Origin of the sequence: Streptomyces broussonetiae, assembly GCF_009796285.1 — a bacterium.
Taxonomy (GTDB): domain Bacteria; phylum Actinomycetota; class Actinomycetes; order Streptomycetales; family Streptomycetaceae; genus Streptomyces; species Streptomyces broussonetiae.
Genome location: NZ_CP047020.1, coordinates 3089346 through 3113012, shown reverse-complemented (window position 1 = coordinate 3113012; position 23667 = coordinate 3089346). Strand labels below are relative to the sequence as shown.

Sequence of the window (23667 nt, the reverse complement as noted above, 5' to 3'; positions counted from 1 at the left end):
GTCGTCCCATGGTCAAGAAGCCCGCCCCCGACGCCGCCCGGCGCAGCGAGAAGTCACGCCGAGCGATCTACGCCGCCGCCCTCGCCCTGGTCGGTGAGGTCGGGTACCCGAAGACCACCGTCGAGGGGATCGCCGCCCGGGCCGGTGTCGGCAAGCAGACGATCTACCGCTGGTGGCCCTCCAAGGCGGAGGTCCTGCTGGAGGCGTTCTTCGACCTCTCGACGCAGGCCGCGCAGGAGGCGGGGCAGGCGCCGTACGTCATCCCGGACACCGGCGACCTGGCCGCCGATCTCAAGGCCGTGCTGCGGATCACCGTGCACCAGCTCGTCGACCCGCGTTTCGAGGCGCCCTCCCGGGCGCTGGCCGCCGAGGGCGTGGTCAACGAGCCGCTCGGCCGCGAGTTCGTCACCAAGCTCCTCGAACCCCAGCTCCAGCTCTACGTCGACCGGCTGCACGCCGCCCAGGACGCCGGGGCGGTACGCGCCGACGTCGATCCCCGGATCGCCCTGGAACTGTTCGTCTCGCCGCTCGCGCAACGCTGGCTGCAACGGACCGGACCGATCACGTACGACTACACAGACACCCTGGTCGACTACGCCCTGCACGGAATCGGACCCCAGACACCCCCAAGCGCGTGAAGATGGGACGATAAGGCATGCTGTCCGCACACCAGCGAGGCGACCTGCGAGGCGAGGGGACAGATGAGCGCGACGTTCGGCGGCCGGCCCGGTCGGCAGGGCAAACTCTCCCAGTGGCTGCTCGGACGCCGCCCGAAGGAGGCCACCGCCGACACCGGCGGCCGTGAGGCGCTGCTGCTGGCTGCCGCCGCGGCGGGCCTGCCGCTCGCCCCCGCCGCGCACCCCGCCCCGGGCTACCGCTGTTCCTGCGACCGCGTCGGCTGTCCCACCCCGGCCCGGCACCCGGTGTCGTTCGCCTGGCAGACGCAGTCCACCACCGACCGCGCCCAGATCGAGCGCTGGGCCCGGCACCAGCAGCAGGCCAACTTCATCACCGCCACCGGCATGGTGCACGACGTGCTCGACGTGCCCCTGGAGGCCGGGCGGGAGGCCCTGGACCGACTGCTCGGCGAGGGCGTCGAGGTCGGCCCGGTCGCCGAGAGCGACGACGGCCGCATGCTGTTCTTCACCCTCACCCGCGGCACCCCCGAGGACGAGGACGAATGGTGGCCCTGTGAGCTGGACTGCCACCCCGAGACCATGGACGAGCACCCGGGCCTGCGCTGGCACTGCCGGGGCTCCTACGTCCTCGTACCGCCCGCCCGGCTCCCGGGCGACGACCAGCAGGTGCGCTGGGTCCGCGGTCCGGAGCACGCCCTGCCGGACCCGCTCACCCTGCTGGAGTCCCTCACCGACGCCTGCGCCCGCCACGTCGGCGCCGATCACCAGGGTGCAGCCTGGCCCCCGCGGCACTGATAACGGCTACTGGCCCTGAGCCGACGTCAGCCCCGGCACCCGGCCCAGCATGGACACCGCGCCGCTGCCCGCCGGGTCCAGGACGACCTCGTTGGACATCAGCTCCAGCGTCAGGGACTGCTTCACCTCGCCCTTCGTCAGGGCCTGCACGTCCCTGTTCTGAGCCGGCATCGTGGCGCCCGCGGCGACGGTCCGCTTCTCGTAGTGGTGCGTGGTGAAGAACACCAGCGCCCCGCCGTCCGCGGTGCGCAGCGCCAGCGGCTGGTAGTCCCCGCCCGTCAGCGGCTTGTCGATGAACTGGGTCACCAGGCCCGGCTTGTTGGCCCGCTCGGCGCGGTCCGCGCGCTCGGCGCTGGTGTACGTGCCGTCGGCGAAGGTGCTGCCGCCCTTTTGCAGGTACGTCGCATAGTCCTGGCTCAACTTGCCGGGGGCGACGGCGAGTTGGGCCGAGGTGGTCGGCACGGCCTCGGCCCAGCCGTCCCCGTCGGTCCTGAACTGCGGTACGGCGCCCGGCGCCACGAGCGTCAGATACGCCACCTGCCACCGCTCGCCGAGGCCGTTGCGTGTGAACACCAGCAGCCAGCGTGCGTTGCCCGCCTTGTTGCCCCGGGCGTCGGCGACGAACCAGCGCGGCCAGCCGGCCTTCTTGGGGATCGTGATCTTCACGTCCGTGAGCTTGAGCGGCACGTGGTTCGCGTTGCCCGACGGGCTGTTGGTGTGCCCGGCCTTGAGCCGCGCTGCGTCGATGTCACCGAACGGGCCCGTGACGTAGGGCGCGTCAAGGGAGCTGTCGAAGGCCTTGTCGGCCTTGTTGTACGCGGCCGTGAACGCGGTGAGCGCCTTGGTGGCCTCGGCGCGCGTGGCCGCGGGGAGCACCTCCCGCTCCCCGTGCACCACCACGCACCCGCTCGCCGAAAGCGACAAAACGGCCAGAGAGGCCGCTATGAGTGCGTTACGGTCACGCCTGCGGAGCCTGCGCGGGCTGCGATCCCTGCTCATCGGGTCCCTTCACCTTCGCCTTCCCGGAGGCGAACCCTACCGGGGCGAAGAACGCCGCGAGTGCCGGGACCGGGTACAGCAGCCACACCGTGACCTGGGCGCCCGCTGCCCGGCGGCGCCCCCGTCGTCGTCGTGATGCTTCAATTCACCGGTGACTGACTACGACATACTCCGCGTCTTCTGCGGACCGACCGGCGGCCACGGCAACGCACTCGGTGTCGTGCGCGACGGCTCGGTCCTGCCCGAGCGGAGCGACCGGCAGACGCTGGCGGCCGAACTCGGCTTCAGCGAGACCGTGTTCGTGGACGACCCCGAGCGCGGTGTGATCGACATCTACACCCCCACCCTGCGGCTGCCCTTCGCCGGTCACCCCTGCGTCGGCACCGCCTGGCTGCTCGACGTGCCCGAACTCGTCACTCCCGCCGGAGTCGTCGGAGCCCGGCTGGACGGCGAGTTCAGCTGGATCGAGGCCCGCGCCGAGTGGGCCCCTGCGCGCACCCTGCGCCAGTACGCCGGCCCCACCGAGGTCGACGCCCTCGACGTGCCCCCGCCGGGGGAGTGGATCTACGCCTGGGCCTGGGAGGACGAGGCGGCCGGCCGGATCCGCGCCCGCGCCTTCCCCGGCCGCGACGACGGCATCGACGAGGACGAGGCCACCGGCGCGGCGGCGATTCTCCTCACGGACCGGCTCGGCCGTGCCCTCAACATCACCCAGGGCAGGGGCTCCCAGATCCTCACGGCCCCACAGCCGCACGGGTGGGTGGAGGTCGGCGGGCGCGTGTTCCTCGAGCGTGAGTGTTCCCCGAGCGCTGGGCGCTCGGCGGGAACTCCTCGCCCAGCGCGCTGAACACGGCCGAGTTCAGTGCGTACGCCCGCTTGCACTCGGACACGATCCGCTGCTTCTCGAGGTCGTCCACGGCGATCGCGTCCAGCAGCTCCCGGTAGCTCCGCTTGAAAGCGGCCGGGTTGGTGACGCCCTCGAAGACGTAGAAGCGGACCCCGTCACCCTTCCGCGCGAAGCCCCAGGTCTTCTCCGCCCGGTCGCGGATGACCTGGCCGCCGGAGAGATCGCCCAGATAGCGGGTGTAGTGGTGGGCGACATAGCCGCCGGGCCAGCGCTCGGCGCAGTCGCGGACCCGGTTCGTGTACGCCCGGGTCGCGGGCAGCGCCGACAGCGTCGCCCGCCATCCCGCGCCCCGCAGATGGGCCAGGTCCCGCTCCAGCGCGGCCAGCCGCTTGAGCTGCGGCCGGACGAACGGTCCCGCCACCGCGTCCGAGGCCAGCAGCCCGGCGCCGCTCTCCAGTGCCTCGTACACGAACCACAGCTGCTCGGTGTAACGCGCGTAAGCGGCCACGCCCAGCCTGCCGCCGAGCAGGTCGGTCATGAACGTCGAGGTGTTCGCCGCCACGTGCTGCTCGTGGGACGCGGTGCGGATGAGGGTCGAGAAGGAGTCCATGTGGCCGTCCCCTGCGCATGTTGCCGACACCATGTCGGTAAAAGTCTACAAGAGAAAGCCCGCCCTGGCAGAGGGCGGGCAGGGGGGAGCTGTCCGGGCGAGCGCAGCGCTACGGCAGGGTCAGGATCTCCGCACCCGTCTCCGTCACCACCAGCGTGTGCTCGAACTGCGCCGTGCGCCTGCGGTCCTTCGTCACGACCGTCCAGCCGTCGTCCCACATGTCGTACTCGTGGGTGCCCAGCGTCAGCATCGGCTCGATCGTGAACGTCATGCCCGGCTGCATCAGCGTCGTCGCGTGCGGGCTGTCGTAGTGCGGGATGATCAGGCCGGAGTGGAACGACGAGTTGATCCCGTGACCGGTGAAGTCACGGACGACGCCGTAGCCGAAACGCTTGGCGTACGACTCGATGACCCGGCCGATGACATTGATCTGCCGGCCCGGCTTGACCGCCTTGATCGCGCGGTTCAGCGACTCCCGGGTCCGCTCCACCAGCAGCCGCGACTCCTCGTCCACGTCCCCGACCAGGTAGGTGGCGTTGTTGTCGCCGTGCACCCCGCCGATGTACGCCGTCACGTCGAGGTTGACGATGTCGCCGTCGTTCAGGACCGTCGAGTCCGGGATGCCGTGGCAGATGACCTCGTTGACCGATGTGCACAGGGACTTGGGGAAGCCGCGGTAGCCCAGCGTGGAGGGGTAGGCGCCGTGGTCGCACATGTACGTGTGCGCGACCTTGTCCAACTGGTCCGTGGTGACCCCGGGCGCGATGATCTTCGCGGCCTCCGCCATCGCCTGCGCGGCGATGCGGCCGGCGATCCGCATCGCCTCGATGGTCTCCGGGGTCTGCACCTCGGGCCCGGTGTACGGCGCCGGCGCGGGCTTGCCGACGTACTCGGGACGGCGGATGTTTCCGGGGACCGAACGGATGGGGGACAGCTCCCCTGGTACGAGCAGCGACTGGCCAGACATGCCAGCGAGTCTATCCAGCCGGGATGGGGGAACATGTCCGTGGCGAGAGGAGCTGTTCATGGCCCTGTTCAAGAAGCGCACCGTCGGCAAGCCGGGCGAGTGGTACTACTGCCTGGAGCACAAGAAGGTCGAGGAGGGCCCGGAGTGCCCGGCCAAGGACCGCTTCGGGCCGTACACCTCACCCGAGGAGGCCCAGCGGGCGATGGAGACCGCCAGGGAACGCAACCTCGAGTGGGAGACCGACCCGCGCTGGCACGACGCGTCCGCGCCCCGGGACACCGGCGAGGAGTGATCAGTCCACGGCCGACCGGCTCACGGCCGGTTCGGTGGCGGCGCGCCGCTCGCGCATCCGTACCGCATGCGCGTTGGTCCGGGCGTCGTACGTCATGAGCCCCGGCAGGCACAGCGCGAGCAGGCCCATCGCGCCCGCGCACGCCAGCCCGCCCAGGGCGACGGAGGTCCGTACGCCCGCCCAGGCGGCCAGGCCACCCGCCCGGACCTGGCCGAGCTGCGGGCCGACCGAGTAGGACAGCAGCTCGATCCCGGCGAGCCGGCCGCGCAGCTCGTCCGGGATCGTCTGGTTCCACATGGCGGCCCGGAAGACCCCGGAGACCATGTCGAAGCCGCCGCCGACGGTCAGGAAGACGAGGACCAGCCACACGTTCCCGCATACCCCGGCCGCCGCCACCGCCAGGCCCCAGCCCATGGCCGACACCACCACCATCAGCCCGTGCCGGTGCACCCGGGAGGCCCAGCCGCTGGTCAGGCTCACCAGCAGGGAGCCGGCCGGAAGGGCGGCGTACATCAGCCCGAGCGCCCAGTCGGCGTGCAGCTCGTCGGCGAGGAACGGCAGCACCGCGAGCGGCATGGCCAGGAACATCGCCGCGAGGTCGACGACGTAGGTGCCGAGGAGTTCCTTACGGCTCCACGCGTACCGGGCGCCTTCCAGGATGGCGTTCAGCGAGGGCTTCGACGCCTCGGCGACGGTGGGGGAGGGGGCGATCCGCACGATGTACGCCACCGACACGACGAAGGTCAGCAGGTCGGCGGCGTAGGCCCAGCCGAGGCCCGCGTAGGCGACGACCACGCCCGCGACCGCCGGGCCCGCGACTCCGCCGACGGTCCAGCGCAGCGAGTTCAGCGAGGCCGCGGCGGGCATGTCGGCGTGGGCGACGATCCTGGGCCACAGCGAGTCCAGTGCCGGGCGCTGGACGGAACCCAGGGCGCAGGAGAGCGCGGCGATGGCGTACAGCGGCCAGACCGCGGGGTGCGGGAGCAGGGCGTTGACCAGCAGGACCGCGCTGAGCAGACCCTGTCCGGCCTCCGTGCGCACGATGAGCTTCCGTTTGTCGAGGGCGTCGGCGAGGGCGCCGCCGTACAGGCCGCAGACGATGAGCGGTAAAAGCTCCACGGCACCGATCGCGCCGACCGCCGCCGCGGAACCGGTGAGGTCCTTGAGCTGGACGGGAAGCGCGACCAGCGTCAGGAAGCTGCCGAAGTTGCTGATCAGCCCTGACGTCCAGAGCCGACGGAAGTCCTTGGAGGCCTTCCAGGGGGAGAGGTCGGGAAGGAGGGCACGGGCCACCGATGCATGCTCGGCCCATGCCGGGGACGGGGCAACTGCTTTTCCCCGCCCACCGGGAAGGTCACCAAGGGGAGGGGGGCGGCGCCGTCAGGACCTCCGCGAGCCGCGACAGGCGGTCCCGCAGACTCCGCCGCCCGCGCGCGGAGACCCCGCCCGCGTTCTCCCCCGCCGCCGCGCTGACCAGGTGCTGCACGCTGTCCAGGTCCAGTTCCGCGCCTTCGGGTACGGCCAGCGTGTCGTGTGCCATCGCGGCCAGCTCGCCCCCGGCCGCCCCCAGCGCGAGCACCGTCACCCCGGCCCGGCGGGCATCGTGCACCCGGTCAAGCAGCGCGGCCGGCTCCTCGGGCGCGACGACCAGCAGGGTCTCGCCCCGGCGCGCCGCCTCGATCCGGCCCGGTCCGACGGCCAGATGGGGCGGGTCGCAAGGGCGCGCCCGGTGCCGTACGAGCGTCGGCGCCAGCTCCGGCGTACCCGACCACGCGGCTTCGTCCACCAGATGCGCCGCCAGATGCCACGGCTCGTACTCCGGCGTGCCGACGAGCAGCAGTCCGCCCCCGTGCGCCACCACCGACCCGCGCAGTACCCCCGCGAACCTCCGGGTGGCCCCCAGCCACTCCGTCCCGGTGAGCACTTCCCGCAGCAACGCGACCCGTACGGCGTCCATGCGACCGCATCCTGCCGCAACCGGCCACTCGTGACGCGGAGTTCACCTGGAATTCGCCCGTCCCGGGGACATGCATCCGTCCCCGCCCGAACCGAGGAGCCGCCCCATGACCGAGGCCACCGTTCCCTTCCGCGCCGGACACGAGGGCTACGCCGGCTTCCGGATCCCGGCGATCGTGGTCACCGGCGCCGGCACGCTGCTCGCCTTCTGCGAGGGCCGCCACGACTCCGCCGCCGACCACGGCCACATCGACATCGTGCTCAGGCGGTCCACCGACGGCGGGCGCACCTGGGGCCCGCTCACGGTCGCCGCGGACAACGGCACCGGCCTCGCCGGCAACCCCGCCCCCGTCGTCCTCGACACCGGCCGCGTCCTGCTCGTGCACGTCCGGGCCGCGGCCTGTGCCACCGAGGACGCCATCCTGCGCGGGCAGGTCAAGGACGCCGACGGGCGCCGGGTGTGGGTGCAGCACAGCGACGACGACGGCCTGACCTGGTCCGCGCCGAGGGAGATCACCGCGCAGGTGAAGCGGCCCGGCTGGCGCTGGTACGCCACCACCCCCGGGCACGCCCTGCAGCTCGCCTCGGGGCGCGTGCTCGTCCCGGCCAACCACACCCTGCCGCCCACCGGCACCGACACCGGCGCCGAGGCGAAGTACCACAGCGGCCACTGCCTGCTCAGCGACGACCGCGGCGAGAGCTGGTACCTCGGGTACGTCGACGAGAACACCGACGGCCACCTCAATGTGAACGAGACCACCGCGGCCGAACTCCCCGACGGGCGCGTCTACTTCAACACCCGCAACGAATCGGGCAGTTCCCCCGGCAGCCGCGCCGACGCCCACTCCGCCGACGGCGGCCGCACCCTCGTCAAGCCCTTCCGCCCGCAGGCCGGGCTCGTCGCCCCCGTCTGCGAGGCCTGCGTCCTCCAGCTCCGCGACCCCGACCTGCTCCTGTACTCGGGCCCGGCCGACCCCGAGCACCGTGCCCTGATGACCATCCGCGCCTCCACCGACGCCGGCACCACCTGGCGCCCGGCGTTCACCGCCGACGGACTGCCCGCCGCCTACTCCGACCTGGTCCGCGTCGACCGGCGCACCGTCGGACTCCTCTACGAGACGGGGGACTTCGGCGCCTACGAGACGATCACCTTCCGCCGGGTGCCCGTGACGCGGCTCACCTGAGGCCGGTGCCGTCCGTGCCACGGACGTAGAGTCGGCGCATGACCTCTACCGACAGCGCACAGACCCCCGCGAAGGCCCCCGCCAAGGACCCCTGGGACCTGCCCGACGTCTCCGGGCTGGTCGTCGGCGTGCTCGGCGGCACCGGCCCGCAGGGCAAGGGCCTCGCCTACCGGCTCGCCCGGGCCGGCCAGAAGGTGATCATCGGCTCGCGGGCCACCGAGCGGGCCCGGACCGCGGCCGAGGAGCTGGGGTACGGCATCGAGGGCGCCGCCAACGCCGAGGCCGCGCGCCGCAGTGACATCGTGATCGTCGCCGTCCCGTGGGAGGGGCACGGCACGCTCCTCGAGTCCCTGCGCGCGGAGCTGGCCGGCAAGCTCGTCGTGGACTGTGTCAACCCGCTCGGCTTCGACAAGCAGGGCGCCTACGCGCTGAAGCCGCAGGAGGGCAGCGCCGCCCAGCAGGCCGCCGCCCTGCTGCCCGACTCCCGGGTCACCGCAGCCTTCCACCACCTGTCGGCCGTACTGCTGGAGGACCCGGAGATCGAGCAGATCGACACCGATGTGATGGTGCTCGGCGAGGCGCGCGCCGACGTGGAGATCGTGCAGGCCCTCGCCGGGCGCATCCCCGGCATGCGCGGCGTCTTCGCCGGGCGGCTGCGCAACGCCCACCAGGTCGAGTCGCTCGTCGCGAACCTGATCTCCGTCAACCGCCGCTACAAGGCACACGCCGGGCTCCGCGTCACCGACGTGTGAGCGGGCCGGGGCCATGGGGGACACTGGTCGGCGAAGGAACGCGTGAAGCAGTTCGTGCAGTTCCGAGCAGTGTCCCCCGACAGGATCCGACAGGAGCCCACTCCCCATGCCCCGCATCGCCCTCTACCCCCTCGTCGTCTGCGTCCTCGCCGTGGCCGCCGCCGTCGTCTCCTTCGCCCAGGGCAGCTGGGTGGGGATCGTCTGGGTGCTGCTGGCGGGCCTGGCGTCCAACATGACCTGGTACTACGTCAAGCGCGGCCGGCAGGCGTCGCAGCGGGGCAAGTCCGTCACGGGCTGACCGCGCACACCTCCGGCGTGCCGCGCCAGAAGCGGTACAGCTCCTGGCCGCAGTAGCGCGAGTAGTCGTCGACGCCGAGGCCGCGCAGGATCGCGTCGATCGTGTCGAAGAACGCGGTGTTGATCGACGGCACCCACAGCAGCGCGAACACGAACAGCAGCCCGAACGGCGCGTACGGCGCCAGCTGGCGCTTGACCTGGTACGACAGCCAGGGCTCGAGGACGCCGTAGCCGTCCAGGCCGGGCACCGGCAGGAAGTTCAGGATCGCGGCCGTCACCTGGAGCAGGGCCAGGAAGCCCAGTGCGAAGCGGAAGTCGGCGGGCACGCCGTCCAGCGCGTGCAGCCAGAAGGGCGCGGTGCACACGGCCGCGAACAGCACGTTGGTCAGCGGGCCCGCCGCCGAGACCAGGCTGTGCTTCCAGCGGCCCCGGATCCGGCTCCGCTCGATGAACACCGCGCCGCCGGGCAGCCCGATCCCGCCCATGACCAGGAAGACCACCGGCAGCACGATGCTCAGCAGCGCGTGCGTGTACTTGAGCGGATTCAGCGTGAGGTAGCCCTTGGCGCCCACCGTGATGTCCCCGCTGTGCAGGGCGGTGCGGGCGTGCGCGTACTCGTGCAGGCACAGGGAGACGATCCAGGCCGCCGTCACGAACAGGAACACCGCGACGCCCCGCTGCGTCGCGTACCCCGTCCAGGTGGCCCAGCCCGTCACCGCCGTCACGGCCAGGATCCCGAGGAACACGGGACTGACCCGGTGGTCGCCGCGGCGCGTGGTGGCGGTGGTCATGGGGAGGACTCCTGCTGGTGTCTCGGGTGGGCCGGGGTCGACCGTACCGGTGATGTGGGGGGAACGTCCTGCGGATCGGCTGGGGTTCCTGCCGGGACTACAGCGCGAAGCCCGGTCATTACGCGTTGCGTGGCATTCCGGCCTACCTGATCGTTGACGTGCTCACCGCCCGGTGGACGCTCCTGACCCGGCTCACCGACGGCGAGTACCAGCACCGTGGGTCCGGGGTATTCGGCGACCAGATCGAGGTTCCCGTCGCCGACCAGACCCTCACCCTCGACTCCTCCCGGTTCATGCGCATCTGAAATCCACAAGCCGCGCCCGGTCGTCCCCAGGGACAATGGACCCCGTGCGTTATCGGCTTCTCGGCACCACCCAGGTACTTCGCCCCGACGGCACGGCCGTCCCGGTCGGCGGGGCGCGGCTTCGTACCCTGCTGAGTGTGCTCGCGCTCAGGGCCGGGCGGACCGTGCCCGTGGGCGTGCTCGTGGAGGAGGTGTGGGGCGCCGACCCGCCCGCCGACGCGGCCGGTGCGCTGCAGGCGCTCGTGGGCCGGCTGCGCCGGGCTCTTGGCGCGGACGCCGTCGCCTCCGCCGACGGCGGCTACCGGATCGCCGCCGCCGGTGACGACATCGACCTCGTCCGCTTCGATCGGCTGACCGGCGACGGCCTCGCCGCGCTCGCCGACGCGGACCCGGCCAAGGCCGCCGCCGTCCTCGACGACGCGCTCGCCCTGTGGCGCGGCCCCGCCCTCGCCGACCTGCCGGACCACACCGCCGAGGCGGCCCGCTGGGAGACCCGCCGCCTGGATGCGCTGCGCGCCCGGCACACCGCCGCCCTCGCCCTCGGCCACGCCGAACAGGCGCTGCCCGAACTGACCGCGCTGTGCGACGAGAACCCGCTGGACGAGCCGCTCCAGGCGCTGCGGCTGCGCGCCCTGCGCGCCACCGGCCGCCCCGCCCGGGCACTCGCCGCCTACGAGGACGTACGACGCCTGCTCGCGGACCGGCTCGGCGCCGACCCCGGGCCCGAACTGCGCGCCCTGCACACCGAGTTGCTGACGGACGAGACTCCACGGAAACCGGAGAGTCCCGCGCTCGGCAACCTGCCGGCCCGGCTCACCTCCTTCGTGGGCCGGGAAACCGACATCGAGGCCATCGGTGCCGATCTCGGCCGGGCCAGACTGGTCACCCTGCTCGGACCAGGCGGCGCCGGGAAGACCCGGCTGTCCCAGGAGGCCGCCGAGGCGGTACGGCACACCGTCCGGGACGGGGTGTGGCTGGCCGAGCTGGCTCCCGTGGACGACCCCGAGGCCGTACCGCAGGCCGTGCTCACCGCGATCGGTGCCCGCGAGACCGTGCTGCACGGTGCCGGTGTCGAGAACATGCGCGCGGTCACCGACCGGCACGACGACCCCCTCGAACGGCTCCTGGAGCACTGCGCCCGGCGCCGGATGCTGATCGTCCTCGACAACTGCGAGCATGTCGTGGAGGCCGCGGCCGCCCTGGTCGACCGGCTGCTGGCCCGCTGCCCTGGACTGGTCGTGCTCGCCACCAGCCGCGAACCGCTCGGGGTGCCGGGGGAGCTGGTGCGGCCGGTGGAGCCGCTGCCGGAGCCGGTCGCGCTCAGGCTGCTCGCCGAGCGGGGCGCGGCGGCCCGGCCCGGGTTCCGTACCGCGGACGATCCGCAGGCCTGCGCCGAGATCTGCCGGCGGCTCGACGGGCTGCCCCTCGCGATCGAGCTGGCCGCGGCCCGGCTGCGGATGCTCACCCCCCGGCAGATAGCCGGCCGGCTGGACGACCGCTTCCGGCTGCTCACCTCCGGCAGCCGCACCGTCCTGCCCCGCCAGCAGACCCTGCGGGCCGTCGTGGACTGGTCCTGGGAGCTGCTCGACGCGGACGAACGCGACGTCCTCGCCCGGCTGTCGGTCTTCGCGGGCGGCTGCGACCTGGCCGCCGCCGAGTCCGTGTGCGGCCCCTTCGCCCTCGACGCGCTCGGCTCCCTGGTGGACAAGTCCCTGGTGGTGGCGGCCCCGTCGAGCGACGGCGGGATGCGCTACCGGCTGCTGGAGACCGTCGCCGAGTACGCCGCCGAACGGCTCACCGAGACCGGGCGGCGCCCGGACGCCGAGCGCGCGCACCTGACGTACTTCCGTGAACTCGCCCGTACCACCGACCCGTTGCTGCGCGGCCACGAGCAGCGCACCGCCATCGAGCGGTTCCAGCTGGAGTACGAGAACCTGCGCACCGCCCTGCGGCACGCCGTCGCCCTCGGCGACGAACAGGAGGCGCTGTGCCTGGTGCTGTCCCTGGGGTGGTTCTGGCAGATGCGCGACCAGCGCATCGAGATCCGCACCTGGTGCCGGGAGGCCATGGCGCTCGGCCCCGACCCGTTCGCGGCCCCCCTGCGCCCGGCCCGCCCGGTCCGGCAGCGCTGCACCGACACCCCGCCCCCCTACACCGGCGAGGTCCTCGTCGAAGCCCGGCGCGGCGTCCATCTGGGTCATCTCGCCTGCATGGAGACCGAGCTGGAGGCCTGGCAGACCCCCGAGGCCCGGGCCAAGCTGAAGGCCATCTCCGAGGCGTACGAGCCCGGACAGCCGCAGACCTGCCGGGCCCCGGGCGCGCTGTGGTTCTACGCCGTCATGATGACCGAGGGCATGCAGCGGCTGCGCACGATCATCGACGCCACCGTGCAGACCTGCCGGGACACCCCCGGCTTCGAGTGGGAGCTGGCCGGCGCCCTGCAGATGCGGGCCAACGTGCTCGCCAACCGCACCGTCTGGGCCGGCGACGCCGCCCGCGACGCCGACGAGTCCCTGGAGATCTACCGCCGCCTCGGCGACGCCTGGGGCACCGCCGAGGCGCTGTCCGCGCGCGGCGAGGCCCATGAACGCAAGGGCGCCTATCCGGCTGCGGTCGCCGACTACCAGGCCGCCATCGAGTACGCCGAACGCCTCGGCGCCCGCGCCCAGATGGCCATCCTGCGCGCCCGGCTCGGCAACGTGCTCATGGAGGAGGGCGAACTGGAGCGCGGCGAGCGGCTGCTGCGCGGAGTCGTCGCCGACGGGGACGGCGCCCTCAGCGAGGCGATGCCGGCCGCCCGGCTCTTCCTCGCCTGCTGGCTCGCCCTGACCGACCGCATCGGCGAGGCGCGCGAGCAACTCAGGCTGCTGCGCGAGGAGTTCAAGATCGCGCACTTCGTCGTCTTCGACGCGATGATCCTCACCCAGGAGGCCTGGCTGGACGCCCTCGAACGGCGGCCGGAGGAGTCCCTGGCCCGCATCCGCAGGGCTCTCAGGCTCGCCGAGGACCCGCTGTGCGAGGCCGTCACCCCGCAGCTTCCCTCGATCTGCCTCGGTGTCGCCGCAATGGCCCTGGCCGGCTGCGACGGCGGTGGCCGTGCCGCGGACGGCGCCCGCTGCCAGGGGGCCTCCGACGCCCTGCTGCCTGCCGGGCACCTCCAGTCCGGCGTGGAGCGCCGGGTCCACGATCTCACCGAGGCCCGTATCCGGGAGACGCTCGACGCGGCCGGGTACGCGGCCGCGTACGCCGAGGGCGGTGGCCTCTCCCTCGCGGAGGCCACCGCCCTGGTGTGACGTTCGAGCCGGGGCGTGAACGTCAGGTCTTGGTACGGAACTTGTGGATCGCGATCGGCGCCATGACCGCCGTGATCCCCACCGACCAGATCACCGTCACCCACAGATCGTGCGCGACCGGGCCGCCCACCATGAGCCCCCGGGCCGCGTCCGCGAGCGTGGACAGCGGGTTGTAGTCGGTGAAGTGCTGCAGCCAGCCGGGCATCGACCTGGTCGGCGCGAAGATCGAGGAGCCGAACTGCAGCGGGAACAGCACCAGGAAGCCGACTCCCTGCACCGACTGCGCGTTCTTCAGCATCACGCCGAGGGTGAGGAACACCCACATGATCGAGGAGGCGAACAGCGCGGACAGCCCCACGGTCGCGAACAGTCCGGCCCAGTGGTGGATGTGGAACCCGACCAGCACGGCGACGACCATCAGGATGGCCGTGGCGAACAGCATCCGCGCCAGCTCGACGGCGATCTTCGCGAACAGGACGGATCCGCGCCCGATCGGCAGCGAGCGGAACCGGTCCATGACCCCGCTGTTGAAGTCCTGGCTGAACCCGGTGCCGACGCCCTGCGAGAGGGTCATGCTCATCATCGCCAGCATGCCCGGGATGACGTACTGGACGTATCTGTCCTGGCCGCCGCCGAGCGCCTGGCCGATCGAGCCGCCGAAGACGTACACGAACAGCAGGGTGAAGACGATCGGCATGAACAGGGCGTCGAACATCGACTCCGGGTCCTGCCGGATCCAGAGCAGGTTGCGCCGGACGAGCGCGCCGGTGTGCCGCAGATGCCCGCGCAGCGGGATGCGGACGTCGCCATCGGTCAGGGTGGTGGCGCTCATGCGGCGACCTCCTCGCGGGTCTCGGCGGGCGTGGCGTCCTGCGCGGCACTGGCGCGGTGGCCGGTGAGGGACAGGAACACCTCGTCCAGGCTGGGCAGTTCGGTGGTGATGGAGGAGATGGTGATGCCGCGCGCGGTGACCGCGCCGACCACCGCGGTCAGCTGCACGTCGCTGAGGATCGGCACCAGCAGCGTCCCGGACTCGGTGTCCACGGTGGTGTTGGCCAGTCCGGTGATGCCCAGCTCGTCCAGCATGCCGGCGAGCGGGCGCAGCTGCAGCGGGTCGACGGGCCGTACGCGCAGGGTACGACCGCCGACCTTGGCCTTCAGCTCCTCGATCCCGCCGTTCGCGATGACCTTGCCCCGGTCCACGACGGTCAGCTCGGAGGCGAGCTGCTCGGCCTCCTCCATGTACTGGGTGGTGAGCAGCACGGTGACGCCGTCCCCGACCATGGCCTTCACCTCGGCCCACACCTCGTTGCGGGTGCGGGGGTCGAGGCCGGTGGTCGGCTCGTCCAGGTAGAGCACCTGGGGCCGCCCGATCATGGAGGCGGCGAGGTCCAGCCGCCGTCGCATACCGCCGGAGTACGTGCTCGCGGGCCGCTTGGCCGCGTCCGTCAGGGAGAACCGCTCCAGCAGCTCGTCGGCGCGGGCGCGGGCGTCCCTGCGGGACAGGTCCAGCAGCCGGCCGATCATGTACAGGTTCTCCCAGCCGGGCAGCTTCTCGTCGACGGAGGCGTACTGCCCGGTGAGGCCTATGACCCGGCGCAGCTGCCGGGGCTGGCGCACCACGTCGTAGCCGGCCACCGTGGCCCGGCCGGCGTCGGGGGTGATCAGGGTGGACAGGATCCGTACGAGGGTGGTCTTGCCGGCGCCGTTCGGCCCGAGCACGCCCATCACGGTGCCCTCGCGCACGTCCAGGTCGACGCCGTCCAGCGCCTTGGTCTCGCCGTAGTGCTTGACCAGACCCCGCACCGTCACTGCACGGCTCGCGCCGACGGGGTTGTCATCGATTCGTGTCATGGGGACGACTCTGCCGGCGCCCACCGACAAACCACCGACAGGCCGCCGACAGCGACCGACAACCCGCCGACAGGGGGCAGCCCCGCTGACGGGGGAAGATCAGCGGGGCTGCCGGGGTGTTGCCGCAATGGCTCGGTGGCACCCTCTAGTGGACGGAGTGCTCCTCCAGCGGGAACGTCCCGCCGACGACGTCCTCGGCGAACTCCTTCACCGCGTCGCCCATGACCTCACGCAGGTTCGCGTACTTCTTGACGAACTTGGGGACCCGGCCGGAGGTCAGCCCGAGCATGTCCGTCCAGACCAGGACCTGCGCGTCGCACTCCGGGCCCGCGCCGATGCCGACCGTCGGGATGTGCAGCACCCGGGTGACCTCGGCCGCCAGCTCCGCCGGGACCAGCTCGAGCACGACCCCGAAGGCGCCCGCGTCCTGGACGGCCTTGGCGTCGCGCAGCAGCTGCTGCGCCGCCTCCTCGCCGCGCCCCTGCACGCGGTAGCCCATCGCGTTCACGGACTGCGGGGTCAGCCCGATGTGGGCCATCACCGGGATGCCGGACTCCACCAGCAGCCGGATCTGCTCGTGCGAGCGCTCGCCGCCCTCCAGCTTGACCGCGCCGACCCCGGCCTCCTTCACCAGCCGGGTCGCCGAGCGCAGCGCCTGCACCGGGCCCTCCTGGTACGAACCGAAGGGGAGGTCGCCCACGATCAGGGCGCGCTGCGTGCCGCGGACCACGGCGGCCGACAGCATGGTCATCTCGTCCAGCGTGACGGGCACGGTCGTCTCGTACCCGAGGTGGCAGTTGCCCGCCGAGTCGCCGACCAGGATCACCGGGATCCCGGCCTCGTCGAAGACGGAGGCGGTCATCGCGTCGTAGGCGGTGAGCATGGGCCACTTCTCGCCGCGTTCCTTGGCGAGGGCGATGTCGCGAACAGTGATACGGCGTGTGCCCTTGCCCCCGTACAGCGCCTTGCTGCCGTCGGTGGGCTTCGTCTGGGCAGCCGAAAGCTGCGTCATTGCAACGGCTCCTTCAGTCATCTCGAGGCGCCCTCACGGCGTCCCCGGATCGTCTCCATGGTGGCACCTCGTGCCAGTCAGGACCAGGGGGGGACCTCAGTGATCCCGTCGAGTCCGCCTGCAGGCGCGGTCCATGCCCGCTGTGCAAGGTCTGAGTAAAGGCCTTAAATACGAGACCGTTCCGTATCGAAAAGGTCGTAGTCTCGAACACATGACAAGTTCCGTCCCTGCCTCCCGAATACCGGAAGCGGTGCACCGGCGCCGATGGGCCATCCTCGGTGTGCTGATGCTGAGCCTGCTCATCGTGGTGCTCGACAACTCGATCCTGAACGTCGCCATCAAGACCATCTCCACCCCGGCGCCCACCGGCCTCGGTGCCAGCCAGGGGCAGATCGAGTGGGCGATCAACGCCTACACCCTCGTCTTCGCCGGCCTGCTGTTCACCGCGGGCCTCGTCGGTGACCGCCTCGGCCGCAAGAAGGTGCTGATCGGCGGTATCGCCGTCTTCGGCATCGGCTCCGCCCTGGCCGCGGAGTCCGGCTCGCCGGGCCAGCTGATCGCCTACCGCGCCCTGATGGCCCTCGGCGCCGCCTTCGTCATGCCCGCCACCCTGGCCGTGCTGATGAACGTCTTCGAGCGCGAGGAGCAGCCCAAGGCCATCGGCATCTGGGCCGGCGGCGTCGGCCTCGCCATCGCCATCGGCCCGATCACCGGCGGCGCCCTCCTCGACCACTTCTGGTGGGGCTCGGTCTTCTTCGTCAACGTGCCGATCGTGATCGTCGCGCTGATCCTGATGACCTGGCTGGTACCCGACTCCCGCGACCCGAGGCCGGGGCGCCTCGACCCGATCGGCGTCGTCCTGTCCGTCGTCGGCCTGGTCCTGCTGGTCTACGGCATCATCAAGGGTGGCGAACTGGCCGACTTCGCCGACCCGAAGGTGCTGGCCACCAGCATCGGCGGTCTCGTCGTGCTCGCCGCCTTCGTCGTCTTCGAGAAGCGCAGCGACCACCCCTCCCTCGACGTCACCTACTTCAAGAGCAAGGTGTTCTCGGCCGCCATGAGCGCCATCGCGCTCGTGTTCTTCGCCCTGATGGGCGTCACGTTCTTCGGCGTCTTCTACACCCAGAGCGTGCGCGGCTACTCGCCGCTGGAGTCCGGCGCGCTGATGCTGCCGCTCGCCGCCGCGCAGATGATCTTCGCGCCGCGCGCGCGGCTGCTCGTCGACCGGTTCGGCAACAGGGCCACCACCACCGCGGGCCTGGTGCTGATCGCCGCGACGCTGGCCGCCTTCGCCACCTTCGAGGCGGACACCCCGATCTGGCTCCTCGAGGTCGTGTTCTTCCTCATGGGCACCGGCATGGCGCACATCATGACGCCGACCTCGGTCGTCATCATGCAGGCCCTGCCGCGCGAGAAGGCCGGCTCCGCCTCCGCGCTCAGCAACACCTTCCGCCAGGTCGGCGGCGCCCTCGGCATCGCCGTGCTCGGCTCGGTGCTCGCCACCTCCTACCGCAACGGCATCGAGGGCAAGCTCGGCCTGCTGCCGCCCGCCCTGCGCGACAAGGCGGGCGAGTCCATCGAGGCCACCCTCGGCATCGTCGGCAAGCTCGGCCCGCAGGGCAAGGCCCTCATCACCCCCGCCGACGACGCGTTCCTGCACGCCATGCACGTCACCGCCCTGTGCGGTACGGGCGTCGCGCTGCTCGGCGCCGTGGTGACCGCCCTGTTCCTGCCGGGCCGGCCGACGGCCGGTCAGAAGGGCGAGAAAGAGACGGAGTTGGTCGCGGCCGCGGACTGAGGCAGCTCGCCGGGCAACGGTGTTCCGACGGGGGAAGGAGGCTGCTGCGGGACAATTCCCGCAGCACACAGTGAGAGGACGGAAGCGACGTGAGCGTTGCCGACACCGACTCCGGCGCCGACTCAGGCACCGACAGCCGGACGCGCCCCTGCGGTCCCGTGCGGGGCAGGCCCCGCAGCGAGGCCGTGGAACGCGCCATTCTCGAGGGCGTCATGAAGCTCCTGGAGGACGGCGTACCCCTCGCCGAACTCTCCATCGAGCGTGTCGCCCGCACGGCCGGGGTCGGCAAGGCCACCATCTACCGCCGCTGGAGCGGCAAGGACGAGCTGTTCATCGACGTCGTCCGGGCCGCCGAACCCCCCGATCCCGAACTGCCCGGCACCAGCCTGCGCGACGACCTCGTCGCCCTGCTGGAATCCCTGCGCCTGCGCGGCCTGGCCACCCGCTCCTCGGCGATCCTGCACAACGTCTACGCCCAGATGAAGTCCAGTCCCAAGGTCTGGTCGGCGTACCACGCCGGCGTCATCGTCCCCCGCCGCCACCTCGTCATGCAGGTGCTGCGCCGGGGGCAGGACAACGGCGAACTCCGCCGGGACATCGACCTGGAACTGGCCAACGACCTGTTCGTCGGACCCATGCTCGTGCGCAGCACCCTGCGTCCCGACGGCGACCTGCCCGAAGGCCTCGCGGAGGAGATCGTCGACACGGTCCTCGAAGGCCTACGGCCCGTCAGCTCGACAGCCTCGTAGCATCCATGTGCGCGTTTCGTCACAGACCCGGGTGTCCGGGGGGTGAACGGAACTCGCAGCCCCGCCCCGTTCGTCCTCGACTTCCGTACGGCCGTCATCGGACGGCGGGAACGGAACCGATCATCCCCTAGGGTCGGAACGGCACGGGGGGACGACGGTGTGCACGGCAGGCAGTGAGGCAGACGGTATGGCGCAGCAGGCATACATTTCGCAGACGGCGAGCGGTGGCTCGGGGCCGAAGCGACCTGGATCCCGGCTCCGCCGCATGTTCACCGGCTGGCGCGGCGACCCGGGCATCTGGCGCCGCGGCATCGTCCTCGCGCTCCTCGCCCTCCTCCTGGCCCTGGTGATGCTGCTGCACTCGCACATCCCGAACCAGGTGGGCAACCTCGGCAGCCTCACGGAGACCTTCCTGCCCTGGCTGGGCCTGGCCGTCCCGCTGCTCCTGCTCTGCGCCCTGCTCCGCAAGTCGGCCACGGCCCTGCTCGCGATCCTGCTCCCGGTGATCGTGTGGCTGAACCTCTTCGGCGGGCTGCTCGTCGACCGCACGGGAACGGGCGGCGACCTGATGGTGGCCACCCACAACGTCAACGCCGACAACCCCCACCCCGTCACGACCGCCCGTGCCGTCGCCTCCTCCGGCGCCGACGTGCTCGCCCTGGAGGAGGTCCCGAGCACCGCCGTGCCCGTCTACGAGAAGGCGCTCGCGCCGACGTACAGGTACCACGCGGTCGTCGGCACGGTCGGGCTGTGGAGCAAGTACCCGATGAGCGACGTGCGGGACGTCGACATCAAGCTCGGCTGGAAGCGGGCGATGCGCGCCACCGTCACGACCCCCAAGGGCCCGATCGCGGTGTACGTCGCGCACATGCCCTCGGTGCGGGTGAAGGTGGAGGCCGGGTTCACCGCCCGGCAGCGCGACACGAGCGCCGACGCGCTCGGCGAGGCCATCGCCGCCGAGCCGCTCAAGCGGGTCATCCTGCTCGGCGACCTGAACGGTACGATGAACGACCGCTCGCTCAACGCCGTGACCTCCCAGATGCGCTCCACGCAGGGCGCGGCGGGCAGCGGCTTCGGGTTCAGCTGGCCGGCGTCGTTCCCGATGGCCCGGATCGACCAGATCATGGTCAAGGGCGTCGAGCCCGAGAGTTCCTGGACGCTGCCGCGCACCAGCAGTGATCACCTTCCGGTGGCTGCTCGTGTGAAGCTGGACACGCCGTCGTAACCCGTTGGAATACTGGGCCTGAGAGGCTTTGTTCCGTAGCTGAACTTAGACTGGACGGAACCCTCCTCTCCCCTGAAAGGCAAAGGCCCTTCATGCCCCTGGCCCTGCTCGCTCTGGCCGTCGGCGCTTTCGGTATCGGTACGACCGAGTTCGTGATGATGGGCCTGCTGCCCGAGGTCGCGGACGATCTGCACATCTCCATCCCCAGCGCCGGACACCTGGTCTCGGCGTACGCGCTCGGCGTCGTCATCGGCGCCCCGCTGCTGGCCGCCGTGACGGCGCGCATGTCCCGCCGCACGGTCCTGATCGCCCTCATGGGGCTGTTCGTCGTCGGCAACGCGCTGTCCGCGTTCGCCCCCGGCAACGACTCCCTGCTGGCCGCCCGCTTCCTCAGCGGCCTGCCGCACGGCGCCTTCTTCGGCGTGGGCGCGGTCGTCGCGACGTCGATGGTCGCTCCGGAGCGCAAGGCCCGCTCGGTGTCGCTGATGTTCCTCGGCCTGACCGTCGCCAACATCGCGGGCGTCCCCGTGGCCACGCTCATGGGCCAGCACCTCGGCTGGCGCGCGACCTTCCTCGGCGTGAGCGTGATCGGCCTCGCGGCGATCGCCTCGCTGGCACTGCTGATCCCGCACGACCACACCCGCGCGCCCTCGACGGGCCTGCGCGGCGAACTGGCCGCGCTCAGGTCGCTGCCGGTCTGGCTGGCACTCGGTACGACGGTGGCGGGCTTCGGCGCGCTCTTCGCGGCCTACAGCTACGTCACCCCGATGCTGACCGCGTCGGCCGGCTTCGCCGAGGGCAGCGTGACCCTGCTCCTGGCTCTCTTCGGCGTCGGCGCGACCGCGGGCAACCTGCTCGGCGGCCGGCTCGCGGACCACTCCCTGCGCGGCACGCTCTTCGGCGGTCTGGCCTCCCTCGGTGTCGTGCTGCTGCTGTTCCCCGCCCTGATGCGGGCCGAGTGGAGTGCGGCGGTGGCCGTCACCCTGCTGGGCATGGCCGCGTTCATCACCGGCTCCCCGCTCCAGCTCATGGTCATGGAGAAGGCGTCGGCGGCCCCCTCCCTGGCCTCCTCGGCCAACCAGGCGGCCTTCAACCTGGCCAACGCAGGCGGCGCCTGGATCGGCGGGCTGGCACTCGCGGCGGGCTTCGGGGCCACCTCCCCGGCGCTGGCCGGCGCCGCCCTGGCGGTCCTCGGCCTGGGCGTGGCGAGCGTGGCGTACGCGGTGGACCGGCGCAGGGTGACCCCGTCGGCCGGGCGGGTCGTCACGTCCCACCTCCCGGAGGGGTCGGGGGCACTGCACCACTGACCCCCGGCCGGCAGGCCCCCGTGGGACGGCCCGGCCGTGCGTCCGCTCAGAGCCAGCTGTAGCGCGTGCTGTGCAGGACGCGTGGGCCTCTGCCGTCGCCCGTCGCGGCCGGACGGAATCTGTGGCTGAAGTCCAGCGGGATGTCCAGGGCGAAGAAGTTCTTCCCGCTCTCCGTCCGTGCCCGCAGGCGGATCCGGTGCCGGGCCACCGGCACCGACTCGGGCAGCTGAAGGTTCCACGCCTGCCGCCAGGGTCCGGCGGGCGGCCTGGGATCCCCCGACAGCCTCGCGCCCATGCGCGCCAGCAGGTCGGGCAGCCGGTAGCTGTTGTCCAGTATTTTCACCGGACCGAACTTCATGATCACACTGCAGGTGACCCGGGTCAGATCGACGGACTCCTTGAGGTAGCCGTCCATCTCCCAGCGGACCTTGCGCCCCAGCAACGGCTGTGCGGGGGTCAAGGTGATGTCGAGGAGGTCCAGGACGTAGGTGTCGTCGCTGGTGTCCTCCACCAGGCGCATACTCATCTGGTTCACCCCGTAGTGTCGCGGATACGGGACATTGCTGCCGTGGCGCGTGCCCGACCGGTCGGCTGCTGCGTCGAGCACGTCGCCGGTGCGGTGCTTGCGCCCTTCCTCACCGTTCGGGGGTGGGGAAACGCACGGAAGGAAAGGGAAGCCGACGGCCCTGGCGCGACGACACGGACCGACGCGAGGCGTACCGGGGGACGGCACCAGGTGGGTCGGCCGGTGAAGGAGGGGACGACCGCCCCGACGCCGGAAGGGTGGCGCCTGATGGCCGGCCCGGCCGGTGTGTGTACGGCGTGCGGGTGGTCGGACAACGGGTCGTGATCAGGGTCCCCGGCCCGATTCCGGCGGGCCGGGGCTCCCTGTCGTGCTGTCGGTATCGGATCAGTCGTCCTCGTGGTGCCGGATTACACGGAAGCTGGCCAGCACGCCGTCCTTGACGTGGACGCCCTTGGGAGGGCAAGCGTGGACGCCGAAGCTGGCGCTGTGAGGGCCGACGGTGGCGATGGGGGCGCCGTTGTCGCAGACCGCTCCACGGAAGACCTCGACGGTCTTGTGGCTCTCGTTGCGGATGTTCAGGGTCTTGGCGCCGAGGCCGCTGATGACGGTGATGCAGTCGCCGGGGCGGGAGGAGTAAGACCGCTCGTTGATGAGGATCCGGCCCTCCCGGTGGTGGCGCTCACCGCCCCAGCCCCCGTTGCCTCCGCCCTCATTGCCCTTGCCCTCGTTACCCTTGCCTGCATTGTTGTTGCTGTTGTTGTTGTTTTGTCCTGAATCGCCGCCGAGCGGCACCACGGCAGCAGCGGCCGGGGCCGCCTGGGGCGGCGGAACGGAGGCGGCCGAGGCATAGGTGATGCCGGTCGCGGCAAGCGCCGCGGCGGCCCCGATGGCGGCGGTCACCATGTTGGAACGGGCGAGCTTCATGTTGCTTCTCCTGTCAGGTGTCTCGGAGATGCCGGCCCGTCAGCCGGCTTGGGATCAAAAGTATCGAGAGCTGACAAGTCGGCAATTCCGGAAGATTGCACTATGGGGCCAAACGGGGCATTCGCGGCCTGGAACTCCGCCTCTCCAGGCAGCTGACTACCCGTCAAGAAATACAGAAAAAGGTAGTATTGACGTACTATTACGCCTTTGGGGTGATTCTCTGACGCCTTCTCACCCCCGGCCGACACGTGTCGCTGCGGACATGGCGAGGAGAGTCGTGTTAAACGGCACCCGCACCGGCGCGGCGGGCGGCGGGGCGGGCGGCGTGAGCGGGTCGGGACCGGTCGCGGACGCAGGGCGGTGGTCCGGGCGGTTCGCCGCCCGTCGTCGGCCGAACGGCCCGAGTCCGTCGCGGAGTTGGCCGGGGGCCCCACGGCGGCGGCACCAGCGATGACATCGCTCTCGTGTGCGAGTGGCGCAGGTCGTACGATCGGCTCAGGGCCTGGACCTCTTTCATCGCCTCACTCGAGAGGCACCCCTGACCAG

General features: G+C 71.6%; 23 protein-coding genes and 2 pseudogenes. 13 read left to right on the top strand and 12 right to left on the bottom strand.

The features are described 5' to 3' along the window. Positions 1-8 precede the first annotated feature (8 nt). Both GQF42_RS14370 and GQF42_RS14365 read left to right on the top strand, forming a co-directional pair. Positions 9-638: a TetR/AcrR family transcriptional regulator gene (locus GQF42_RS14370; RefSeq protein WP_158920024.1), complete on the top strand. Its 630-nt coding sequence runs from the start codon at positions 9-11 to the stop codon at positions 636-638. A gap of 63 nt (positions 639-701) precedes the next feature. After that, positions 702-1433, top strand: coding sequence for a bifunctional DNA primase/polymerase (locus tag GQF42_RS14365; protein WP_158920023.1), 732 nt, complete (start codon positions 702-704; stop codon positions 1431-1433). A 6-nt stretch (positions 1434-1439) separates the two neighbouring features. Here the strand turns inward: GQF42_RS14365 and GQF42_RS14360 are convergent, their stop codons facing one another. Further along, positions 1440-2432 (bottom strand): hypothetical protein, encoded by a 993-nt coding sequence (locus GQF42_RS14360; RefSeq protein ID WP_158920022.1) that lies wholly within the window; start codon positions 2430-2432, stop codon positions 1440-1442. Continuing rightward, positions 2392-2529: pseudogene (locus tag GQF42_RS45875) on the bottom strand (iron transporter); the annotation flags it as partial. The pseudogene GQF42_RS45875 and the gene GQF42_RS14360, both read right to left, overlap by 41 nt. A gap of 54 nt (positions 2530-2583) precedes the next feature. On the opposite strand from GQF42_RS45875, the gene GQF42_RS14350 reads away from it, so the two are divergent. Continuing rightward, positions 2584-3279 carry a PhzF family phenazine biosynthesis protein gene (locus tag GQF42_RS14350; RefSeq protein WP_158920021.1) on the top strand — a complete coding sequence of 232 codons (696 nt, stop codon included), beginning with the start codon at positions 2584-2586 and terminating at the stop codon, positions 3277-3279. Here the strand turns inward: GQF42_RS14350 and GQF42_RS14345 are convergent. Next, positions 3245-3889, bottom strand: a pseudogene (locus GQF42_RS14345) (biliverdin-producing heme oxygenase); the annotation flags it as partial. The gene GQF42_RS14350 and the pseudogene GQF42_RS14345 overlap by 35 nt on opposite strands. 109 nt (positions 3890-3998) lie before the next feature. Further along, the gene (gene map / locus GQF42_RS14340; RefSeq protein WP_158920019.1) at positions 3999-4856 is read right to left on the bottom strand and encodes a type I methionyl aminopeptidase; all 858 of its coding nucleotides are present in this window, start codon (positions 4854-4856) and stop codon (positions 3999-4001) included. Between the two features lie 58 nt (positions 4857-4914). Here map and GQF42_RS14335 point away from each other — a divergent pair, with 58 nt between their 5' ends. Then, entirely contained in the window at positions 4915-5148 is a 234-nt protein-coding gene (locus GQF42_RS14335; RefSeq protein ID WP_158920018.1) for a hypothetical protein, read from the top strand. On the opposite strand, the gene GQF42_RS14330 is transcribed toward GQF42_RS14335, so the two are convergent. Together GQF42_RS14330 and GQF42_RS14325 are read right to left on the bottom strand one after the other, a co-directional pair. After that, the gene (locus GQF42_RS14330) at positions 5149-6441 is read right to left on the bottom strand and encodes an MFS transporter (protein ID WP_158920017.1); all 1293 of its coding nucleotides are present in this window, start codon (positions 6439-6441) and stop codon (positions 5149-5151) included. It lies immediately after the preceding gene. A 61-nt stretch (positions 6442-6502) separates the two neighbouring features. Beyond that, a complete protein-coding gene (locus GQF42_RS14325; RefSeq protein WP_158920016.1) occupies positions 6503-7105 on the bottom strand; it encodes a hypothetical protein in 603 nt (200 codons plus the stop codon). A 106-nt stretch (positions 7106-7211) separates the two neighbouring features. Between GQF42_RS14325 and GQF42_RS14320 the strand changes: the two genes are divergently transcribed. The 3 genes from GQF42_RS14320 to GQF42_RS14310 all read left to right on the top strand — a co-directional run bounded on the left by GQF42_RS14320 (position 7212) and on the right by GQF42_RS14310 (position 9338). After that, positions 7212-8288 carry a sialidase family protein gene (locus tag GQF42_RS14320; protein WP_158920015.1) on the top strand — a complete coding sequence of 359 codons (1077 nt, stop codon included), beginning with the start codon at positions 7212-7214 and terminating at the stop codon, positions 8286-8288. Positions 8289-8326: 38 nt separating this feature from the next. Beyond that, the gene (gene npdG / locus GQF42_RS14315) at positions 8327-9040 is read left to right on the top strand and encodes an NADPH-dependent F420 reductase (protein WP_158920014.1); all 714 of its coding nucleotides are present in this window, start codon (positions 8327-8329) and stop codon (positions 9038-9040) included. Between the two features lie 106 nt (positions 9041-9146). Next, positions 9147-9338 carry a hypothetical protein gene (locus tag GQF42_RS14310; protein ID WP_158920013.1) on the top strand — a complete coding sequence of 64 codons (192 nt, stop codon included), beginning with the start codon at positions 9147-9149 and terminating at the stop codon, positions 9336-9338. Here the strand turns inward: GQF42_RS14310 and GQF42_RS14305 are convergent. Then, entirely contained in the window at positions 9328-10128 is an 801-nt protein-coding gene (locus GQF42_RS14305) for a site-2 protease family protein (protein ID WP_158920012.1), read from the bottom strand. The two genes, GQF42_RS14310 and GQF42_RS14305, sit on opposite strands and share 11 nt — an antisense overlap. Before the next feature lie 125 nt (positions 10129-10253). Between GQF42_RS14305 and GQF42_RS14300 the strand changes: the two genes are divergently transcribed. Both GQF42_RS14300 and GQF42_RS14295 read left to right on the top strand, forming a co-directional pair. Continuing rightward, on the top strand, positions 10254-10433 hold the full coding sequence (locus tag GQF42_RS14300) for a hypothetical protein (RefSeq protein ID WP_158920011.1): 180 nt from the start codon (positions 10254-10256) through the stop codon (positions 10431-10433). Positions 10434-10468: 35 nt separating this feature from the next. Next, on the top strand, positions 10469-13726 hold the full coding sequence (locus GQF42_RS14295) for a BTAD domain-containing putative transcriptional regulator (RefSeq protein WP_158920010.1): 3258 nt from the start codon (positions 10469-10471) through the stop codon (positions 13724-13726). A 22-nt stretch (positions 13727-13748) separates the two neighbouring features. Here GQF42_RS14295 and GQF42_RS14290 read toward each other — a convergent pair whose 3' ends face one another. The 3 genes from GQF42_RS14290 to panB form a co-directional block, all read right to left on the bottom strand. After that, entirely contained in the window at positions 13749-14558 is an 810-nt protein-coding gene (locus GQF42_RS14290; RefSeq protein ID WP_158920009.1) for an ABC transporter permease, read from the bottom strand. Beyond that, the gene (locus GQF42_RS14285) at positions 14555-15580 is read right to left on the bottom strand and encodes an ATP-binding cassette domain-containing protein (RefSeq protein WP_158920008.1); all 1026 of its coding nucleotides are present in this window, start codon (positions 15578-15580) and stop codon (positions 14555-14557) included. Before GQF42_RS14285 ends, GQF42_RS14290 begins: the two co-directional genes overlap by 4 nt. Positions 15581-15725: 145 nt before the next feature. Beyond that, entirely contained in the window at positions 15726-16592 is an 867-nt protein-coding gene (panB, locus tag GQF42_RS14280; protein WP_158920007.1) for a 3-methyl-2-oxobutanoate hydroxymethyltransferase, read from the bottom strand. A 211-nt stretch (positions 16593-16803) separates the two neighbouring features. On the opposite strand from panB, the gene GQF42_RS14275 reads away from it, so the two are divergent. From GQF42_RS14275 to GQF42_RS14260, 4 genes are all read left to right on the top strand, one after another. Beyond that, positions 16804-18390 (top strand): MFS transporter, encoded by a 1587-nt coding sequence (locus GQF42_RS14275; RefSeq protein WP_233273343.1) that lies wholly within the window; start codon positions 16804-16806, stop codon positions 18388-18390. Between the two features lie 185 nt (positions 18391-18575). After that, positions 18576-19139 carry a TetR/AcrR family transcriptional regulator gene (locus tag GQF42_RS14270; RefSeq protein WP_158930132.1) on the top strand — a complete coding sequence of 188 codons (564 nt, stop codon included), beginning with the start codon at positions 18576-18578 and terminating at the stop codon, positions 19137-19139. 265 nt (positions 19140-19404) lie between these two features. Then, positions 19405-20364, top strand: a complete 960-nt coding sequence (locus GQF42_RS14265) for an endonuclease/exonuclease/phosphatase family protein (protein WP_407699492.1) — start codon at positions 19405-19407, stop codon at positions 20362-20364. 92 nt (positions 20365-20456) lie between these two features. Continuing rightward, complete coding sequence (locus GQF42_RS14260) at positions 20457-21671, top strand: MFS transporter (protein ID WP_158920005.1); 1215 nt, start codon at positions 20457-20459, stop codon at positions 21669-21671. Between the two features lie 46 nt (positions 21672-21717). Here the strand turns inward: GQF42_RS14260 and GQF42_RS14255 are convergent, their stop codons facing one another. Together GQF42_RS14255 and GQF42_RS14250 are read right to left on the bottom strand one after the other, a co-directional pair. Next, on the bottom strand, positions 21718-22197 hold the full coding sequence (locus GQF42_RS14255; RefSeq protein ID WP_158920004.1) for a hypothetical protein: 480 nt from the start codon (positions 22195-22197) through the stop codon (positions 21718-21720). Between the two features lie 384 nt (positions 22198-22581). Next, the gene (locus tag GQF42_RS14250; RefSeq protein WP_158920003.1) at positions 22582-23121 is read right to left on the bottom strand and encodes a hypothetical protein; all 540 of its coding nucleotides are present in this window, start codon (positions 23119-23121) and stop codon (positions 22582-22584) included. Positions 23122-23667: the final 546 nt, after the last annotated feature.

What these genes read in the sequence shown, in the direction of transcription:
- GQF42_RS14370 (WP_158920024.1), top strand. Translation starts at nt 9, where the DNA reads ATGGTCAAGAAGCCCGCCCCCGACGCCGCCCGGCGCAGCGAGAAGTCA.
- GQF42_RS14365 (WP_158920023.1), top strand. Translation starts at nt 702, where the DNA reads ATGAGCGCGACGTTCGGCGGCCGGCCCGGTCGGCAGGGCAAACTCTCC.
- GQF42_RS14360 (WP_158920022.1), bottom strand. Translation starts at nt 2,432, where the DNA reads ATGAGCAGGGATCGCAGCCCGCGCAGGCTCCGCAGGCGTGACCGTAAC.
- map (WP_158920019.1), bottom strand. Translation starts at nt 4,856, where the DNA reads ATGTCTGGCCAGTCGCTGCTCGTACCAGGGGAGCTGTCCCCCATCCGT.
- GQF42_RS14335 (WP_158920018.1), top strand. Translation starts at nt 4,915, where the DNA reads ATGGCCCTGTTCAAGAAGCGCACCGTCGGCAAGCCGGGCGAGTGGTAC.
- GQF42_RS14325 (WP_158920016.1), bottom strand. Translation starts at nt 7,105, where the DNA reads ATGGACGCCGTACGGGTCGCGTTGCTGCGGGAAGTGCTCACCGGGACG.
- GQF42_RS14320 (WP_158920015.1), top strand. Translation starts at nt 7,212, where the DNA reads ATGACCGAGGCCACCGTTCCCTTCCGCGCCGGACACGAGGGCTACGCC.
- npdG (WP_158920014.1), top strand. Translation starts at nt 8,327, where the DNA reads ATGACCTCTACCGACAGCGCACAGACCCCCGCGAAGGCCCCCGCCAAG.
- GQF42_RS14310 (WP_158920013.1), top strand. Translation starts at nt 9,147, where the DNA reads ATGCCCCGCATCGCCCTCTACCCCCTCGTCGTCTGCGTCCTCGCCGTG.
- GQF42_RS14305 (WP_158920012.1), bottom strand. Translation starts at nt 10,128, where the DNA reads ATGACCACCGCCACCACGCGCCGCGGCGACCACCGGGTCAGTCCCGTG.
- GQF42_RS14295 (WP_158920010.1), top strand. Translation starts at nt 10,469, where the DNA reads ATGGACCCCGTGCGTTATCGGCTTCTCGGCACCACCCAGGTACTTCGC.
- GQF42_RS14290 (WP_158920009.1), bottom strand. Translation starts at nt 14,558, where the DNA reads ATGAGCGCCACCACCCTGACCGATGGCGACGTCCGCATCCCGCTGCGC.
- GQF42_RS14285 (WP_158920008.1), bottom strand. Translation starts at nt 15,580, where the DNA reads ATGACACGAATCGATGACAACCCCGTCGGCGCGAGCCGTGCAGTGACG.
- panB (WP_158920007.1), bottom strand. Translation starts at nt 16,592, where the DNA reads ATGACGCAGCTTTCGGCTGCCCAGACGAAGCCCACCGACGGCAGCAAG.
- GQF42_RS14275 (WP_233273343.1), top strand. Translation starts at nt 16,804, where the DNA reads ATGACAAGTTCCGTCCCTGCCTCCCGAATACCGGAAGCGGTGCACCGG.
- GQF42_RS14265 (WP_407699492.1), top strand. Translation starts at nt 19,405, where the DNA reads ATGTTCACCGGCTGGCGCGGCGACCCGGGCATCTGGCGCCGCGGCATC.
- GQF42_RS14260 (WP_158920005.1), top strand. Translation starts at nt 20,457, where the DNA reads ATGCCCCTGGCCCTGCTCGCTCTGGCCGTCGGCGCTTTCGGTATCGGT.
- GQF42_RS14255 (WP_158920004.1), bottom strand. Translation starts at nt 22,197, where the DNA reads ATGAGTATGCGCCTGGTGGAGGACACCAGCGACGACACCTACGTCCTG.
- GQF42_RS14250 (WP_158920003.1), bottom strand. Translation starts at nt 23,121, where the DNA reads ATGAAGCTCGCCCGTTCCAACATGGTGACCGCCGCCATCGGGGCCGCC.